The following is a 17119-nucleotide window of genomic DNA, read 5'->3' as shown; positions in this document are numbered from 1 at the left end:
GGGCGTGCGCGTGCGCTACACCGCTACCAGCGGGGCGTCCTCGCGCCACTTCAGGATCTTGTCGAAGCTGACGACGGCGCCGCCGTGATCCGGTTTGTTGCCGATGTGGACGTGGTCGGCCAGTTCGCGGATGAGACACAGTCCGCGGCCGTTCTCGGCGTCGGCGAGCGCCTGGGCCGGGCGGACCGGCGGGCGGTGCGGGAAGCCGGGGCCGGAGTCCGCGACCTCGATACGGCACTTCTCGCCGTCGAGGTAGGCGGTGACCCGGTACGCCTCGGTGGTGGCGCCGGCCGAGAGCCCGCCGCCGTGCTCGACGGCGTTGGCGCAGGCCTCGCTGAGGGCGACGGAGAGGTCGTAGGAGACATCCGGGTCCACGCCCGCCGTCTCCATCGTGCCGATCAGCAGCCGCCGGGCGAGCGGCACGCTCGCAGCCTCACGCCGCAGATGGAGTGACCACCAGATGCTCATGCTCCAGCCTCCCGGCCGCGGCTCGACATACCGTTACGTATTGCCGCCGAGAGCACCGCGCAATCGCCCCGACGCGGTCTGTCCGCCCATACGGCGGATGCGCACCTCGTACATCCGGTGTATGCGGACGAATCCCTTCCGAATCACCCACCCCTCCGCACACACAAGCCCACGGCCCAACGGGCGAGGACTTGGCCCCCCGGCGCCGGGCGGCTGGGATCGCGGGCGCCGGGAGGCTTCGCTCTCCGGGGCCGGGAGGGTTGGCTCTCCGGAGCCGGGCGGCTTGGATCGCGGGCGCCGGAAGACTCGGACCGCCAGCGCTGAGAGGCTTCGTTCTCGGGGGCAGGGAGGGTTGGCTCTCCGGTGCCGGGGGCTTGGATCGCGGGCGCCGGAACACTCGGACCGCCAGCGCCGAGAGGCTTCGTTCTCGGGGGCAGGGAGGGTTGGCTCTCCGGTGCCGGGGGCTTGGATCGCGGGCGCCGGAACACTCGGACCGCCAGCGCCGAGAGGCTTCGTTCTCGGGGGCAGGGAGGGTTGGCTCTCCGGAGCCGGGGGCTTGGATCGCGGGCGCCGAAAGGCTGGGCTCTTCGGTGTCAGGAAGCTTGGACCGCAGGCGCGGGGAGGCTCGGACCGCGGGCGCCGAGAGGCTTCGTTCTCCGGGGCCGGGCCCCTTGGATCGCCGACGCCGGGAGGCTTGGCGCTCGGGCGCCGGGAGCCAGGCACTCGGACGCGAGGAGGGTGGCTCTCCGGTGCCGGGGAGCCAGGCACTCGGGCACCGGGAGGCATGGTGCTCCGATGCCAAGGAGCCAGGCACTCGGGGGCTTGGTTCTCTGGTGGCGGAAGGCTGGGCTCCTGGACGCCGGGAGACTTGGCTCTCCCGTGCCGGAAGGCTCGGCACTCCGGCTCCGGGGAGTTTGGCACTCCGGGTCCGGGAGGTTGACCCTCCGATGCCGGGGGAGCTTGGCCCTCGGTTGACGGGAGGCTTTGCTCGCCGGTGTCGGAAGGCCTGGCAGGCCAGGGGCTCGGAGGCGGCGTGGTCCCAGGGACGCGAGCCCTGCCGTGGCCCCCGGGCGCCTTCCAAGGCCACCGGACACCCCAACCCCCAGGGGCGCGGGGAACTGCGCGACCAGCCCCACCCGACCCGCACCCGCCGAACCAACCGCCTCCCCCCACTCCGATCGCGCAACGCCCGCACCCACCAGCTCCGACCACCACCCCTGAACACCGCCCCCCTCACCCCCGTACCTCCCGCCATGAACCCGCCGAACCCAGCGGAGCGCCCCGGTGCGATGATGGGCCCGCCATGACTGCCCCCCGCCCCCAGCCGCCGACCACGCCGCGCCCCGCGCGCGCCGGAGGTGAACTCCGGGTCCTTCGGGCCGCGGTGTTCGCCGCGGTCTGCGTCGCGCTGGCCGCGGCCGGCCACGCACTCGCCTCGTGCGCGGCGATCCCGCTGTGGACCCTGGGCGTGGGTTTCGTCGGCGTCTTCTCCGTCGCGGCCACCTTGGCCGGACGGGAACGCTCCCTGCCGGGCATCGCGGCGACGCTGGCGGTGGGCCAGACCCTGCTGCACAGTCTGTTCGGACTGGGCCAGCACGGCCCGGCCGCCGCCTCACGCACCGCGGAGGCCATGGACGCGGCGCTCGTGGAACGCGCCGCCCGCTTCGTGTGCGGCACGACCGCGGCGGCCCTGAGCCCCGCCCAGGCCCAGCGGATCCTGGTCGACGCCGGGGTCGGCGGCGCACACGCGGGGCACATCCCCGCGGACACCATGACGACCGCGACGGGCTCCTCCGCCACCCTGCTGCCGTCGCTGCCCATGATGCTCGGCCACGCGCTCGCGGCCGTCGCCGCCGGCTGGCTGCTCCGCCACGGCGACCTGGCGCTGCTGCGCCTGGCCCGCCTGTCGGCCCAGGAGCCGCTCGTACGGTCCCTGCGCGGCGCGCTCGCGCTGGCGCGGATCCTGCGGGCCGGGCTGCCGAGCGCCCCCGAGGCCGCTCCCCGCGCCCCGCGCGCCGGGTTCGCGGCGCCCGCGACCCTGCGGACGACCGCCCTCCAGCACACGCTCGTGCGGCGCGGCCCCCCGCCCGCGGCCCCCTCCTGCGCCCTCGCCGCCTGACCCGACGCCCGCTCACTCCACACCGGGGAGAGGGAGTCCGTCGTACGGCGTCGACGCACGCGCGCCTCCGCCTCGGCTCCGGGGCCCGGTCCCGGCCGCCGTCCACGGCACGCGCACCCCTCGTCCCCTCCTCTTCCTCACTCACTGTGGAGTGTCACCAGTCATGAAGGCTTCTCGTGTCGCCGCCGTCGGCGCCCTCGCCGGTTCCGCCGTCCTCCTCCTGTCCGGCCCCGCGTTCGCGCACGTCAGCGTCGCGGCGGAAGGCACCGCGGCCAAGGGCGGATACGCGACCGTCAACTTCAAGGTTCCCAACGAGCGCGACGACGCCACGACCACCAAGCTCGAGGTGAACTTCCCGACCGACCACCCGCTCGCCTCGGCCCAGCCGGAGGCCGTCCCGGGCTGGAACATCAAGGTCACCAAGGCCAAGCTCGACAAGCCCCTCGAACTGCACGGCGAACAGATCGACGAGGCCATCTCCAAGATCACGTGGACCGCCGACGGAGCGGGCATCAAGGCCGGCTTCTTCCAGAAGTTCCCGGTCTCCATCGGCCAGCTCCCCGAGAACACCGACGAACTGGTCTTCAAGGCGATCCAGACGTACTCCAACAAGGAGGTCGTCCGCTGGATCGAGGTGCCCAAGGACGGCGAGGAGGAGCCCGACAACCCGGCGCCCGTGCTCGCGCTGTCGGCCGCCACCGGAGACCACCACGGCTCGTCCGCCTCCACCGCCTCCGACGAGTCGGAGAACGCCGACGACGCCAAGGCCGCGTCCAAGGAGACCGCCGCCGAGCCCGCCGCCACGAGCGACACCACCGCCCGTGTCCTCGGCGTCGTCGGCATCGTCGTCGGCGCCGCGGGCGTCGCCTACGGCGTCCTGGCCGGCCGCCGGCGCACCAACGCCTGAGTCCCCGGCTTCCCGGCCCTCCCCCTCGGCGCGCACGGGTACGTCCCGTGCGCGCCGGGGCTCGAACCAACTGGACATCCTCCATGCGCACGAACACGAAGAAGAAGACGTTCGCGGCCGGCGCCCTCCTGGCCGCGGCCGTCCTCGGCCTCTCGGCCTGCGGCACGGGCGGCGCCTCCACGACCTCGGTCGCCGAGGTCTCCGACACCGGCCCCCAGAGGCACTCCACGGTCCTCGACCAGCCGTTCACCAAGCCGGACCTGGTCCTCACCGACACCCACGGCAAGCCGTACGACCTCCGCAAGGAGACCGCGGGCAGGCCGACGCTGATCTACTTCGGCTACACCAACTGCCCCGACGTCTGCCCGCTGACCATGAACAACCTGGCGGTCGCGAAGAAGGAGGTGGCGAAGAAGGTCTCGAAGTCCGAGCTGGCGAACCTCCGGCTGGTCTTCGTCACCACCGACCCCGAGCGGGACACCCCGGCGGAACTCGGCAAGTGGCTCAAGGGCATCGACCCCGAGATCGTCGGCCTGACCGGCGACTTCGACGACATCCAGCAGGGCGCCCTCCGCCTCGGCATCTCGATCAACCCGCCCACCAAGAAGAACGGCAAGATCGTCTCCGAGCACGGCACCCAGGTCATCGCGTTCTCGCCGAAGACCGACGCGGGCTATGTGCTGTACGACGAGGACGCCACCGTGCAGGACTACGAGAAGGACCTGCCGAAGCTGCTCAAGGGCGAGAACCCGTGAGGCCACGGCTCGCCGGCCCCGTCCTGGTCACCACCGCCGCACTCGTCCTCGCCGGGTGCGGCTCCGACGGCTCCTCCTCCGCCTCCGGCACGGCGAAGCTGTCCGTGAAGTCCGCCTACATGCCCCAGCCCGTCACGGAATCCCTGGCCGCCGGCTATCTCGTCATCGAGAACGACGGCGGCAGGGCGGACGAGCTGACCTCCGTCACCAGCGACATCGCCCAGGACGTCACCGTGCACGAGACCACCGGGCAGGCGATGCAGGAGGTCACGGGCCTGAAGGTCCCCGCCGACGGCGAACTCGTGCTCAAGAGCGGCGGAAACCATCTGATGTTCGAGAACCTGAAGCGCAAGCCGAAGGAGGGCGAGACGGTGTCCCTGCGGTTGCACTTCACCAAGTCCAAGGCCATCACGGTCGAGATGCCCGTGAAGTCGGCGACGTACCAGCCGACCAGCGGGCGCTGAGGGAGGGAGCACGGTGAGCCGGTTGAGGCCGTTGCTGTTGCTGTTGTTCGCCGCCGTCGGGGCGCTGCTCGCCGGCGCCGTGCCCGTCTCCGCGCACGCCGCGCTGACCGGCAGCGACCCTCAGCAGGGGTCGGTGGTCCAGGACGCGCCCGACCAGGTGTCGCTCACCTTCTCCGAGAAGGTCGCGATGTCCGACGGCGCGGTGCGCGTGTACGACCCCAAGGGCAAGGAGGCCGACACCGGCAAGGTCACCGACCTGGGCGGCAACAGCTACTCGGTCGGTCTGCACTCGGGCCTGCCGAACGGCACCTTCACCGTCACCTACCAGGTCGTCTCGGCGGACAGCCACCCCGTCTCCGGAGCCTTCACCTTCTCCGTGGGGGCACCCTCCAAGACGACGGTCGCGGTCCCCGAGCAGCAGGCCGGCGGCGGGGTCGTCGGTGGTCTGTACGGCTTCGCGCGCTACCTGTCGTACGCCGGTTTCATCGTGCTGGTCGGCGGGGCGGCCTTCGTGCTGGCCTGCTGGCAGCGCGGTGCCGGCGTACGGCCCGTGCAGCGGCTCGTGGTCACCGGCTGGCTCACCCTGACCACCGCCACCCTCGCCATGCTGATGCTGCGCGGCTCGTACACCGGCTCCGGCAAGCCGGGCGACGTCTTCGACCTCGGCCTCCTGAGCCAGGTACTCCAGACGAAGACGGGCGCCGCCCTCGTCTCCCGCCTGCTGCTGCTCGCCGCGGCGGCGCTGTTCATCGCGGTGCTGTTCGGCGCGTACGCACGACGGGACGAAGAGGGCGAGCAGGTCGAAGAGGGCGAGCAGGACGAGGGCAAGGACAAGAGCGAGGACAGGGGCGAGGAGGATCGAGAGGAAGACGGCGAGGACGACGGCGAGGACGACGGCTCCTTCCGACGCGACCTCACCCTCGGGCTGGCCATCGGCGGAGGCGTGGTCTCCGCCGGTCTCGCCGCGAGCTGGGCGCTGGCCGAGCATGCCTCGACGGGCATCCAGACCGGCGTCTCGATGCCCGTCGACATCCTGCACCTGCTGGCGGTCGCCGCCTGGCTGGGCGGTCTGGCGACCCTGCTCGTGGCACTGTTCCGGGCACCGGCGGACGCACCGATCGAGACCGAGGCCGTACGACGGTTCTCACGGGTCGCGTTCGCGAGCGTGCTCGTCCTGACCGCGACCGGCGTCTACCAGTCGTGGCGCCAGGTCGGCACCTGGTCCGCGCTGACCGGCACCTCGTACGGGCAGCTGCTGCTCGTGAAGATCGGCCTGGTCGCCGTGCTGGTCGGGATCGCGTGGATCTCCCGCCGCTGGACCGCGCAGCTGACGGAAGCACCGGAAGCACCAGAGGCGCCGGAGGTGGCGGAGACGGATGCCGCCGAAGCCGCTGCGACGGTGCGTGCCGCCGATGGGTCGGCGGCACGCACCGGCGGCGGTTCCGGGGAGGCGGCCGACGAGAGGTCCGGCGAGGGGCCCGAGCGGGCCGCCCAGCTCGCCCGGCAGCGGGCGGCGGTGGCGAGCACACGCGAGAAGCGCCTGCGGGACGCCGATCCCGGCCGCAGAGGGCTGCGCCGGTCGGTACTGGCGGAGGCGGGTGTCGCCGTGGTCCTGCTCGCCGTCACGACGGCGCTGACCGCGGCGGAACCCGGCCGCACCGTGGAAGAGGCCAAGGCGGCCAACGCCGCCGTGCGGCAGGAGAACGAGACGGCGGGAGCCCTGGCGCTGGACATGTCGTTCGACACGGGCGGCAAGAACGGCAAGGGCGTGGCCCGGCTCCAGATCGACCCCGCCCGCGTGGGCGCCAACGAGATGCACGTCTACGTCCAGGGCCCGGACGGCACACCCTTCGACGTCCCCGAGGTGAAGGTGGCCTTCACCCTGAAGGCCAAGGAGATCGGCCCCCTGCCCGTCGTCCCCGAGCGCGTCACCACCGGTCACTGGACGGCGAGCGGCGTCCAGATCCCCATGGCGGGCGACTGGAACATCGAGATCACCGTACGGACATCTGAGATCGACCAGGTGACCGTCAGCAAGAACGCGAAGATCGGCTGAAACACACCATGGCTGACCAGGACCTTGTCGAAGGCAACGCCGTCACACCGGACGGCGGGCGTGGCGGTGGCGGGAGTACGGCCCGTGCCGGGGCCGGTGACAGCAGCGGCACCGGGCCTGCGGCCGGTGCCGGACCCGCGGCCGGCGGCGCCCTCTCGCGTCGACTGCTGCTGGGTACCGCCGGCGCGACCGGACTCGCGCTGGGCACCGCAGGCGCCGCCGCCGGTTATGCGGCCGGGGCCTCCTCGTCCTCCTCAGCCTCGGGCGAGAAGGTCACACCGCTCTCCTCCCTCGGCGCGGGGGAGGAGAGGTTTCACGTGAAACATCAGCCGGGGATCACCACGCCCCTCCAGGCCCGTGGCCACCTCATCGCGTTCGACCTGACCGCCGGGGCGGGGCGCAAGGAGGCGGCCGCTCTGCTGCGCCGCTGGTCGGACACGGCCCGGCGGCTGATGGCGGGCAGGCCCGCGGCGCAGGACGACACCGATATCGCCCGGGACGCGGGACCGTCGTCGCTGACGGTCACCTTCGGGTTCGGCCACAGCTTCTTCGCCCGTACCGGTCTGGAGAAGCAACGCCCCGAGTCCCTGGACCCCCTGCCCGACTTCTCCTCGGACCAGCTCGACAGAACACGCAGCAACGGCGACCTCTGGGTACAGATCGGGGCCGACGACGCACTCGTCGCCTTCCACGCCCTGCGCGCGATCCAGAAGGACGCGGGCGGCGCGGCCCGGGTGCGCTGGCAGATGAACGGCTTCAACCGTTCGCCGGGCGCCACGGCCCACCCCATGACGGCACGCAACCTGATGGGCCAGATCGACGGCACCCGCAACCCGAAGCCGGCCGAGTCCGACTTCGACGAGCGGATCTTCGTGCCCGCGTCCGCCTCCCCGTCCACCTCCGGCGACCCGGCGTGGATGGCGAACGGCTCCTACGCCGTCGTACGCCGCATCCGCATGCTCCTGGACGACTGGGAGCAGCTCTCGGTCAAGGCGCAGGAGGAGGTCATCGGGCGGCGCAAGTCCGACGGCGCACCGCTGAGCGGCGGCGAGAAGGCGACCGAGACGACCGCGATGGACCTGGAGAAGACCGACGCCCAGGGCAATCTGCTCGTGCCGATCAACGCGCACGCCCGCATCAGCCGCCCCGACCAGAACGGCGGCGCGGCCATGCTCCGCCGCCCGTTCTCCTTCCACGACGGCATCGACGCGAAGGGGGTCCCCGACGCCGGCCTTCTCTTCGTCTGCTGGCAGGCGGACCCCCTCCGCGGCTTCGTCACCGTCCAGCGCAAACTCGACCGCGGCGACGCCCTCTCGAAGTTCGTCCGCCACGAGTCGAGCGGCCTGTTCGCGGTGCCGGGCGGCGCGGCGGAGGGGGAGTACGTGGGGCAGCGACTGCTGGAGGGCTGATCCGGCCGGTGGGCCCCAGCAGGCGTACGGGTGTCTCCGGAGCCCCCGCGTCGCCCGCAGGGGTGGTGGGACGGCATGCGTGCGCCGGGCCCCGCGAGGCCCATTAGGGTGAGCCCATGCCAGCCAGCTACGTCTACCTCGGCCCCGAGGGCACCTTCACCGAGGTCGCCCTGCGCACGCTGCCGGAGGCCGCGACCCGCGAGCTCGTCCCGATGGTGTCCGTCCCCGCGGCGCTCGACGCCGTCCGCAACGGCGAGGCCGAGGCAGCGTTCGTCCCGATCGAGAACTCCGTCGAGGGCGGCATCACGACCACCCTCGACGAGCTGGTCGCCGGCGCCCCGCTGATGATCTACCGCGAGGTGCTCCTCTCGATCACCTTCGCCCTGCTGGTCCGGCCGGGCACGAAGCTGTCGGAGATCAAGACCGTCACCGCGCATCCGGCCGCCCAGCCGCAGGTCCGCAACTGGATGAAGGCCAACCTCTCCCCGGACGTCGTCTGGGAATCCGCCGCCTCGAACGCCGACGGCGCCCGCCTCGTCCAGGAGGGCCGGTACGACGCCGCCTTCGCCGGGGAGTTCGCGGCCGCGCGGTACGGCCTGGAGGCGCTGCAGACCGAGATCCACGACGCGGAGAACGCCCAGACCCGGTTCGTCCTGGTCGGCCGCCCCGCCCGGCCCGCCGCGCCCACGGGCTCCGACAAGACGTCCGTCGTCATCTGGCAGCGCGACGACCACCCCGGCGGGCTGCGCGACCTCCTCGGTGAATTCGCCGTCCGCGGCGTCAACCTCATGCTGCTGCAGTCCCGCCCCACCGGCGAGGGCATCGGCAACTACTGCTTCGCCATCGACGCCGAGGGCCACATCTCCGACCGCCGGGTGGCCGAGGCCCTGATGGGGCTCAAGCGGATCTGCCTCCAGGTCCGCTTCCTCGGTTCGTACCCGCGTGCGGACGCCGCCACCGCGAAGATCCGCCCGACGCTGCCGGGCACCTCGGAAGCCGAGTTCGTGGCGGCGTCGGACTGGGTGGCGCGCTGCCAGGACGGCCGGTTCTAGCGACGGGTGTCGCGACGGCGGCGGATTCAGGACAGTCGCGTCCTGAGGGCGGATCTGTACGCCTGCCCCGTCCTGGGACCGGACGTAACGCCTGCCGCCAGTCCTACCTGCCTATTTTCTTTGTCCACAGAAGTTATCCACAGGGCGGCTTCTCGACCTGGGGACAAGTCGACAACACATCGCAACTCAGTCGACAAATCCCCTTGACGGCACCCAGCGCGTCCACAGCCCCGTAGGTCACCCTTCGTCCATGCGTTTCCCCCCGTCCATCCTTTAGAGCGACCCATTTACCCGCGAATCCACTCGAAAGTGGGCGTGAAGGCGGTTTGAGCCGGGAATCCTCAAGTCGGCCTCCGGCCCTTCCGGGAACCTTCCCCGTAGTCCACAGATCTTTCGCACAGCCTGTGGATAACTTTTCGACACCGTGGACCGCTGTGGACGACCCGGCCTCAAGTCCCCTACGGAACAAGGGAGTCGAGTCAACCAGGCGCCGCGATCGCCCCCTCTTTCAGGGGGCCACGCTCCCCGCATTGACTCTCGCCGCCCCCATCGACATTCGGCATGAAGCGCCACAGAACGGTCACGCGGTGAATTCGATTCGTGGGCCGGAACCACGCACCGGTAGCCTTGGAGGGTGATTGACCTTCGCCTGCTCCGTGAGGACCCCGACCGTGTGCGTGCGTCCCAGCGCGCCCGTGGAGAGGACGTCGCGCTCGTCGACTCCCTCCTGTCCGCCGACGAGCGGCGCAGGTCCTCCGGCGTCCGCTTCGACGAGCTCCGCGCCGAGCAGAAGTCGCTCGGCAAGCTGATCCCCAAGGCGTCCGCCGAGGAGAAGGCCGAGCTGCTCAAGCGCGCGGAACAGCTCAAGGCCGACGTCAAGGCCGCCGACGCCGAGCGCGACGCGGCCGACACCGAGACGCAGGAGCTCCTCCTGCAGCTCGGCAACCTCGTCCACCCCGACGTCCCCGTCGGCGGCGAGGAGGACTTCGTCACGCTGGAGACGCACGGCGAGATCCGTGACTTCGCGGCCGAGGGCTTCGAGCCGAAGGACCACCTGGAACTCGGCACGATCCTCGGCGCCATCGACACCGAGCGCGGAGCCAAGGTCTCCGGCTCACGCTTCTACTTCCTGACCGGCGTCGGGGCCCTCCTCGAACTCGCCCTGGTCAACGCGGCGATCGCCCAGGCCACCGCCGCCGGCTTCACCCCGATGCTGACCCCGGCGCTGGTCCGCCCGCAGTCGATGGCCGGCACCGGCTTCCTCGGCCAGGCCGCCCAGGACGTGTACCACCTCGACAAGGACGACCTCTACCTGGTCGGCACCTCCGAGGTCGCGCTGGCGGCGTACCACATGGACGAGATCATCGACGCCGACCGCCTCCCCCTGCGCTACGCCGGCTTCTCCCCCTGCTTCCGCCGCGAGGCCGGTTCGCACGGCAAGGACACCCGGGGCATCTTCCGCGTCCACCAGTTCGACAAGGTCGAGATGTTCTCGTACGTCGCGCCGGAGGACTCCCAGGCCGAGCACCAGCGCCTGCTGGACTGGGAGAAGCAGTGGCTGACGTCGCTGGAACTGCCCTTCCGCGTCATCGACGTCGCCTCCGCCGACCTCGGCTCCTCGGCCTCGCGCAAGTTCGACTGCGAGGCGTGGATCCCGACCCAGGGCAAGTACCGCGAGCTGACCTCGACCTCCGACTGCACCGAGTTCCAGTCGCGCCGTCTGCAGATCCGTGTCCGTGACGGCAAGCAGGTCAAGCCGCTGGCCACGCTCAACGGCACGCTCTGCGCCGTCCCGCGCACGATCGTGGCCATCCTGGAGAACCACCAGCAGGCCGACGGCTCCGTCCGCGTCCCCGAGGCCCTGCGCCCCTACCTGGGCGGCCGCGAGGTACTGGAGCCGGTGGCCAAGTGAGCGAGGCGGCTGCCGCCGGGGATGTCACGGACCCCGGGACGACCGCGGCGTCCGGAACGACCGAGACGCCCGAGGTCCGCACACCTTCCGTGCGGACCTCGGGCTTCCCGTACAAGCTGATCGCCACCGACCTCGACGGAACGCTCCTGCGCTCCGACGACTCCATCTCCCGACGCACCCGTGAGGCGCTCACCGCGGCCACCGCCGCGGGCGCCGCCCACATCGTCGTGACGGGCCGGGCCGTCCCGTGGACCCGCCACATCCTCGACGACCTCGGCTACACCGGCCTGGCCGTCTGCGGCCAGGGCGCCCAGGTCTACGACGCCGGAGAGCACCGACTGCTCACGGCCGTCACCCTGGACCGGCAGCTCGCCGCCGTGGCCCTCGCCAAGATCGAGGCGGCGGTCGGCCCGCTGCATCTGGCGGCCGGCCGGGCGGGCCTGGAAGGCGAGGTACTCGTCGGCCCCGGTTACGCCCTCCAAGGCTCCCTCCCCACCACCCCGCTCACGGACGTGTCCGACCTCTGGGCGGCCCCGCTGAACAAGATCTACATACAGCACCCCACCCTGACCACCGACGAGCTCGCCGAAGCCTCCCGCCAGGCCGCCGGCGGCTTCGTCACGGTCGCCATGGCCGGCGAGGGCATCCTCGAACTCCTCCCTCTCGGCCTCACCAAGGCCACCGGTCTCTCCCTGGCCGCCCGCCGCCTCGGCGCAAAGCGCACCGACACCATCGCCTTCGGCGACATGCCGAACGACATCCCCATGTTCACCTGGTCCGCCCACGGCGTGGCCATGGCCAACGCCCACGCCGACCTCAAGGCCGTCGCCGACGAGGTGACCACCTCCAACGACGACGACGGCATCGCGGAGGTACTGGACCGCCTGCTCGGCTAGCCACCGTGTCCCACGGGAACACCGCGGACGCGGGCCGGCAGCATGTACGCGGTGGCAGCGCGGGCCGGCCCTCCGGTCGGACGGGGTGACGGTGGCCGACGAGTTCTCCGGTCGGACGGCGTGACGGTGACCGGCAAGTTCTCCGGTCGGACGGGGTGACGATGGCCGACGAGTTCTCCCGTCGGACGGGGTGACGATGGCCGACGAGTTCTCCGGTCGGACGGGGTGACGATGGCCGACGAGTTCTCCCGTCGGACGGGGTGACGGTGACCGGCAAGTTCTCCCGTCGGACGGGGTGACGATGGCCGACGAGTTCTCCGGTCGGACGGGGTGACGGTGACCGGCAAGTTCTCCCGTCGGACGCGGCTGACGGAGTCGGCAGTGTCTCTGCGCGGTGGCGCGAGCGGGCCGCACCGGCACGCTCCCCGCTGTGGCGCCACGAGCCCACCCGCGAGCACCCTGGCCCCAGCTCGGTCGGGGTGCCCGACCCATATACCCCGGCCCAGTGGTCCGGCCAGGTCACAGCGACAGCGAAACGGCGGAGGATGCACGGATCGAACGTGCGCGGGCAGAACCCGACCACGGCTTAGCAAGCCGGTGCCTTACCACTCGGCCAATCCTCCGGGTGGGCGGCCCGCGCGAAGCGATTCGCGCGCTCGAAGCGGCCGCCCCGGGCAACCCCCCGCTGGGGGCGCGGACTCGACGGAGGGGTAACTACTCCGGAACCCGCCGTGGGTTGCCCTGCCGGGAACTCGACGTACTGCGCCTGAAGGACAGCATCGCCGGGCTCCTCTCCCAGAACGTGACGCCGGCTCGATCCGGCGACCTGGACATCAACCACTCTGCCCGGCAGCCGAGTTGTCCGCCACCGAATATCCTTCGCCCCGGCCGCCGCCCGCAGGGACGGTCACCGTCGGCGCCACCTGCGACGCCGCGCCTTGCTGAAGAACCATCCGGCGGGCGGCTCGTCCGAACGCCAGGGCTGAGGATCAGGTGCCTCCTGCCGCCACCGCGCCGCGAGCATCCGGGCCCGCGCCGACGGCTCGGCGGTCTCGGCGTCCCGTACGAAGTCCTCGTCCAGCACGACGTCGTCCCACGGGCTCCGCCCCGCACCCGCCGGGGCTCCGCCGTCGGATCCCCCTGCGGACGAGAAGCCGTCCTCGCCGGTGCCGGTGCTGGTGCCGTCGGTCGTCGTCCTCGGTGCGTCGCCGCCCTCGGGCGCCACCTCTGTCGCCATCCCCGTGCCTCCTGCCTCCGGGCCGCCCCTTCCGGCCGTGTATGCCTGCGTGCTTTCCTCGCTCAGTCTGCCCGGACGAACGTGAAGCCCCGGTCAAGATCAGAGAGGCGGATCTCCGGGGCGAGGCACCCCGGAGGGCGCCGTCACTCCTCGCCGGCCAGCTTCAGTGTCCGCAGCTTCTGCCCCGCGTACCAGGTCGCTCCCGCCGTGACCACCGTCAGCAGAACCACCGCGGTCGGGAGCCCCACGTCGGACGTCACCAGACCGCCGTCGGTGACCTTCTGGGCGACGGCGAGTGCCCACTGCTGAACGCTGAGCGTGCGGGCGCCCTCCACCAGCGACCCGAAGAGCGTCTCCCAGACGAGTGCGTACACCAGCCCGAAGACGACCGCGTGCCGGGTGACCGTACCCAGCAGGAGGAACATCGCCGCGTACGCGATCGAGGCGACCAGCGCCGCCACGGTGTAGGCGACCGCGATCTGTTGTCCGTTGCCGTTCAGGATCAGGCCCGCGACGAGCGTCGGGACCGCCGAGAACGCCATGGTGACGGCGATGGCCACGATCAGCTTGGTGAAGATGATCGTCGGGCGCTTCACCGGCTTCGCCAGCAGGTACACCACGGAGCCGTCGTCGATCTCCGGTCCGATCGCACCGGTCCCGGCGATGACGCCGATGATCGGCACCATCGTGGCGAGGGCGAATCCGCCGAGCAGGTCCGCGGCCACCTGGTCGTCGGCTCCGCTCAGGGCGCGTACCGCCACCGAGAGCACGATCAGCAGGGCGGGAAGCGCGCTGAGAATGAGGGCCCGACGGCGGCCGAGCAGAGCCCGGTAGGTGAGCCGGGCGACTGTGGGGTCGTACATCTTCGGCCTCCTACGCCGCGACGAGATACGAGAAGACGGACTCGAGCGACTCGTCCGACGGCGACACCGTGAGCAGACGGATGCCGTGGTCCCGGGCCACCCTCGGCAACAGCGTCGTGAACCTGCCGAAGTCGACGGCCTGGATACGCAACGCACCCTCGGCCAGGTCCACTTCGATCCCGGCGGTCGACGGATCGGCGATCAGTGCGGCGGCCAGCGCACGGTCGTCGCTGGAGCGCACCAGGTAGCGGTGCGGGCGGTCGGTCATCAGGCGGCGGATGCGCCGGAAGTCACCGCTCGCCGCGTGCCGTCCGGCGACGATCACCTCGATATGGGCCGCCAACTGCTCGACCTCTTCGAGGATGTGCGACGAGAACAGCACCGTGCGTCCCTCGTCACCCATGCGCCGCAGCAGATCCATGAGCTGCATGCGCTGGCGGGGGTCCATGCCGTTGAACGGCTCGTCCAGCAGGAGCAGGGACGGCTCGTGGACCAGTGCGGACGCCATCTTCACGCGCTGCCGCATGCCTTTGGAGTACGTCGAGATCTTGCGGTCCTGCGCGTACTCCATCTCCACCGTGGCGAGCGCCCGCTGGGCGGCCTTGGCCCCGAGGCCGTGCAACTCGGCGTTGGCGACGACGAATTCGCGTCCGGTGAGGAAGTCGTACATCGCCTCGCGCTCCGGGACGATGCCGATGTGCTTGTAGATCTGCTCATTGCGCCACACCGGCGTCCCGTCGAGGGTGACGGAGCCCGTGGAGGGGGCGAGGAATCCGCCCATCATGTTGATGAGAGTGGACTTGCCGGCGCCGTTCGGGCCGAGCAGGCCGGTGACACCGGGGCCGATCGTCATCGTGACGTCGTTGACCGCCACCACGTTGCCGAACCAGCGTGAGACGTGGTCGATGTTGAGGGTGGTCACAGCCCGACCTTCCGGTAGCGGCGCATCAGCAGGCCGTAGCAGCCGGCGATGAGACCCAGGACGACGAGGAGATAGAGGGCTCCCTGCCCGGTGGAGGGCCCGTGCCCACCGGGGAAGGCGGAGGTGGCGCCCAGGAAGGCGGTCTGTACGCCGTCGATCAGGGTGATGGGCGAGAAGAAGCCGAGCCAGGGCACCATGTCCGGGCTGTTCTGCTCGTCGGCGATGGCCTGGATGACGGACACGGCCCCGTAGGAGATGGTCAGGACGGCGATGACGGCCGCGATGCCGAAGCCGCGGCGCGGGGTGACCGCCGAGATCACCAGGCCGATGCCGGCGAAGAGGAGCGACAGCAGTGCCACGGCCACCAGTCCCTGTGCCAGTCCCTTGGTCTGGTCGGTGAAGTCGAACTCGGCCAGCAGCGCGCCCACATAGAGCACGAGCAGGGGCACCGCGGTCAGGATGAAGAGCGCCGAGGTCAGCGCCGCGAACTTCGCGCGGACGTAGTCGGCGGTCTCGATCGGGCGCGAGAAGTACAGCGGGACGGTCTTGAAGCGCAGGTCGCGCGAGACGGCCTGCGGTGCCTGGGAGGCGACGTACAGGCCGATGACGGCCTGCATGATGACCGCGTACTCGGTGTACTTGACGGGCAGGTCCGTGACGGGCAGGCCCTGGGACCGGGTGGCGATCGCCACCGCCACCATGATGGCCGCCGGCACGCACATGACCGCGAACAGCAGCATGGGCAGCACCTTGGACTTGGCCGAGCGGCCCAGCCCGTAGGCGCCGCGCAGGGACTGCGAGTACAGCGAGCGGCGGGCGTAGGCGCGGCCGAGGCGCGGGCCGTCGTACGAGCGGTATCCGATGTTGTGGATGCGGCTCTGCTCGCCCGTGCCGGCGGGCTGTCCACCGGCGAGGGCCGGTGCCTGCGCACCGTGCTGCTCAACCGCCATGGCCGACCGCCTCCTTCCCTGCGTCCTGGGCGCCGCGGCTGCCCGTCTGCTCGTCGTTGTCCTGGAAGACCTCGGCGATCTGGTGCCTGCGCTGTTCCATGCGGACGAGGCCGAGGCCCAGGTCGGCGACGACGTCGCGGACCAGGTCGTAGGTCTCGTCGCCCTGGGCGGTGATCAGCAGGATGTGCCCGGCGCCGGGGAGGCCGCTTCCTTCGGACACGGTCACCCCGCGCGCGTGGAGCGCCTTGCGCAGGGCTTCGGTGCCGTCGGGGTGCTCGTCGCTGTCGGTGACCTCGATCGCGAGGGTCGCCGTGCTCTGGGTGAAGTCCCTGGTGGAACTGGACCGCAGGAGCTTGCCGCCGTCGACCACGACGACGTGGTCGCAGGTGCGCTCCAGCTCGCCGAGCAGATGCGAGGTGACGAGCACCGAGATGCCGAAGTCGGTGTGGATGCGGCGGATCAGGCCGAGCATCTCGTCCCGGCCGACCGGGTCCAGGCCGTTGGTCGGCTCGTCCAGGAAGACCAGCTGCGGGTCGTGGACCAGGGCCTGGGCGAGCTTCACCCGCTGTTTCATGCCCGTGGAGTAACCGCCGATGGGGCGGTACCGCTCCTCGTACAGGCCGACGTGGCGCAGGGTGTCCGCGGTGCGCTCGCGCGCGGCCGTCGGAGGGAGTCCCGACATGCGGGCCATGTGCACGACGAACTCGGTGGCCGAGACGTCGGGCGGCAGGCAGTCGTGCTCCGGCATGTACCCCACGCGCTCGCGGATGGTGCCGCCCTTGGTGGCGACGTCCAGACCGAGCACCTCGGCACGGCCCTCCGAGGCGGGGGACAGGCCCAGCAGGATTTTGATCAGTGTGGACTTGCCGGCGCCATTGGCACCGACGAGTCCCGTCACACCGGGTCCGATGTCCACGGAGAGCCGGTCAAGAGCGGTCACCCTCGGGAACCGCTTGCTCAGGCTTTCGGTCGCGATCACAGTCACGATCTAGACATTAGGACCACGGACCGACGCCGTCGTCACCCCGCAGAGCTGTCTCCGCATCACCCTCGAGTCGTACGGGCCCGTAGGGGGCATCCACCGCCGGGTCCCCTACGGGTCCCCCTGA

15 protein-coding genes and 1 tRNA gene are annotated in these 17119 nt (G+C 71.3%); 9 read left to right on the top strand and 7 right to left on the bottom strand.

The window, feature by feature from the left end:
* Positions 1-15 precede the first annotated feature (15 nt).
* Entirely contained in the window at positions 16-468 is a 453-nt protein-coding gene (locus PYR72_RS25145) for an ATP-binding protein (RefSeq protein WP_275457420.1), read from the bottom strand.
* 1303 nt (positions 469-1771) lie between these two features.
* Between PYR72_RS25145 and PYR72_RS25140 the strand changes: the two genes are divergently transcribed.
* The 9 genes from PYR72_RS25140 to PYR72_RS25100 all read left to right on the top strand — a co-directional run bounded on the left by PYR72_RS25140 (position 1772) and on the right by PYR72_RS25100 (position 12038).
* Positions 1772-2587: a hypothetical protein gene (locus tag PYR72_RS25140; RefSeq protein ID WP_275457419.1), complete on the top strand. Its 816-nt coding sequence runs from the start codon at positions 1772-1774 to the stop codon at positions 2585-2587.
* 163 nt (positions 2588-2750) lie between these two features.
* The gene (locus PYR72_RS25135) at positions 2751-3494 is read left to right on the top strand and encodes a YcnI family protein (protein WP_275457418.1); all 744 of its coding nucleotides are present in this window, start codon (positions 2751-2753) and stop codon (positions 3492-3494) included.
* An 83-nt stretch (positions 3495-3577) separates the two neighbouring features.
* Entirely contained in the window at positions 3578-4249 is a 672-nt protein-coding gene (locus PYR72_RS25130) for an SCO family protein (RefSeq protein WP_275457417.1), read from the top strand.
* Positions 4246-4713, top strand: coding sequence for a copper chaperone PCu(A)C (locus tag PYR72_RS25125; RefSeq protein WP_275457416.1), 468 nt, complete (start codon positions 4246-4248; stop codon positions 4711-4713). Before PYR72_RS25130 ends, PYR72_RS25125 begins: the two co-directional genes overlap by 4 nt.
* Before the next feature lie 13 nt (positions 4714-4726).
* The gene (locus PYR72_RS25120) at positions 4727-6769 is read left to right on the top strand and encodes a copper resistance protein CopC (protein WP_275457415.1); all 2043 of its coding nucleotides are present in this window, start codon (positions 4727-4729) and stop codon (positions 6767-6769) included.
* 8 nt (positions 6770-6777) lie between these two features.
* The gene (gene efeB, locus PYR72_RS25115; RefSeq protein ID WP_275457414.1) at positions 6778-8178 is read left to right on the top strand and encodes an iron uptake transporter deferrochelatase/peroxidase subunit; all 1401 of its coding nucleotides are present in this window, start codon (positions 6778-6780) and stop codon (positions 8176-8178) included.
* Between the two features lie 116 nt (positions 8179-8294).
* Positions 8295-9230 carry a prephenate dehydratase gene (gene pheA, locus PYR72_RS25110; RefSeq protein WP_275457413.1) on the top strand — a complete coding sequence of 312 codons (936 nt, stop codon included), beginning with the start codon at positions 8295-8297 and terminating at the stop codon, positions 9228-9230.
* 634 nt (positions 9231-9864) lie between these two features.
* On the top strand, positions 9865-11142 hold the full coding sequence (gene serS / locus PYR72_RS25105) for a serine--tRNA ligase (protein ID WP_275457412.1): 1278 nt from the start codon (positions 9865-9867) through the stop codon (positions 11140-11142).
* A gap of 89 nt (positions 11143-11231) precedes the next feature.
* A complete protein-coding gene (locus PYR72_RS25100) occupies positions 11232-12038 on the top strand; it encodes an HAD family hydrolase (RefSeq protein ID WP_275460509.1) in 807 nt (268 codons plus the stop codon).
* A gap of 539 nt (positions 12039-12577) precedes the next feature.
* On the opposite strand, the gene PYR72_RS25095 is transcribed toward PYR72_RS25100, so the two are convergent.
* The 6 genes from PYR72_RS25095 to PYR72_RS25070 all read right to left on the bottom strand — a co-directional run bounded on the left by PYR72_RS25095 (position 12578) and on the right by PYR72_RS25070 (position 16989).
* Positions 12578-12661, bottom strand: a tRNA-Ser gene (locus PYR72_RS25095).
* A gap of 284 nt (positions 12662-12945) precedes the next feature.
* Entirely contained in the window at positions 12946-13275 is a 330-nt protein-coding gene (locus PYR72_RS25090; protein WP_275460681.1) for a hypothetical protein, read from the bottom strand.
* Positions 13276-13418: 143 nt separating this feature from the next.
* Positions 13419-14138 (bottom strand): ABC transporter permease, encoded by a 720-nt coding sequence (locus PYR72_RS25085; protein WP_275457411.1) that lies wholly within the window; start codon positions 14136-14138, stop codon positions 13419-13421.
* 10 nt (positions 14139-14148) lie between these two features.
* On the bottom strand, positions 14149-15060 hold the full coding sequence (locus tag PYR72_RS25080; RefSeq protein ID WP_005482879.1) for an ABC transporter ATP-binding protein: 912 nt from the start codon (positions 15058-15060) through the stop codon (positions 14149-14151).
* Positions 15057-16010: an ABC transporter permease subunit gene (locus PYR72_RS25075; RefSeq protein WP_275457410.1), complete on the bottom strand. Its 954-nt coding sequence runs from the start codon at positions 16008-16010 to the stop codon at positions 15057-15059. Before PYR72_RS25075 ends, PYR72_RS25080 begins: the two co-directional genes overlap by 4 nt.
* Positions 16000-16989 carry an ABC transporter ATP-binding protein gene (locus PYR72_RS25070; RefSeq protein WP_275460508.1) on the bottom strand — a complete coding sequence of 330 codons (990 nt, stop codon included), beginning with the start codon at positions 16987-16989 and terminating at the stop codon, positions 16000-16002. The genes PYR72_RS25075 and PYR72_RS25070 overlap by 11 nt, the downstream gene beginning before the upstream one ends.
* Between the last annotated feature and the right edge of the window lie 130 nt (positions 16990-17119).

The organism is Streptomyces sp. VNUA24 (assembly GCF_029167005.1).
Classification (GTDB): Bacteria; Actinomycetota; Actinomycetes; order Streptomycetales; family Streptomycetaceae; genus Streptomyces; species Streptomyces scabiei.
The sequence above is the reverse complement of the archived record's forward strand: the minus strand, read 5'-3'. Positions and strand labels throughout refer to the sequence as shown.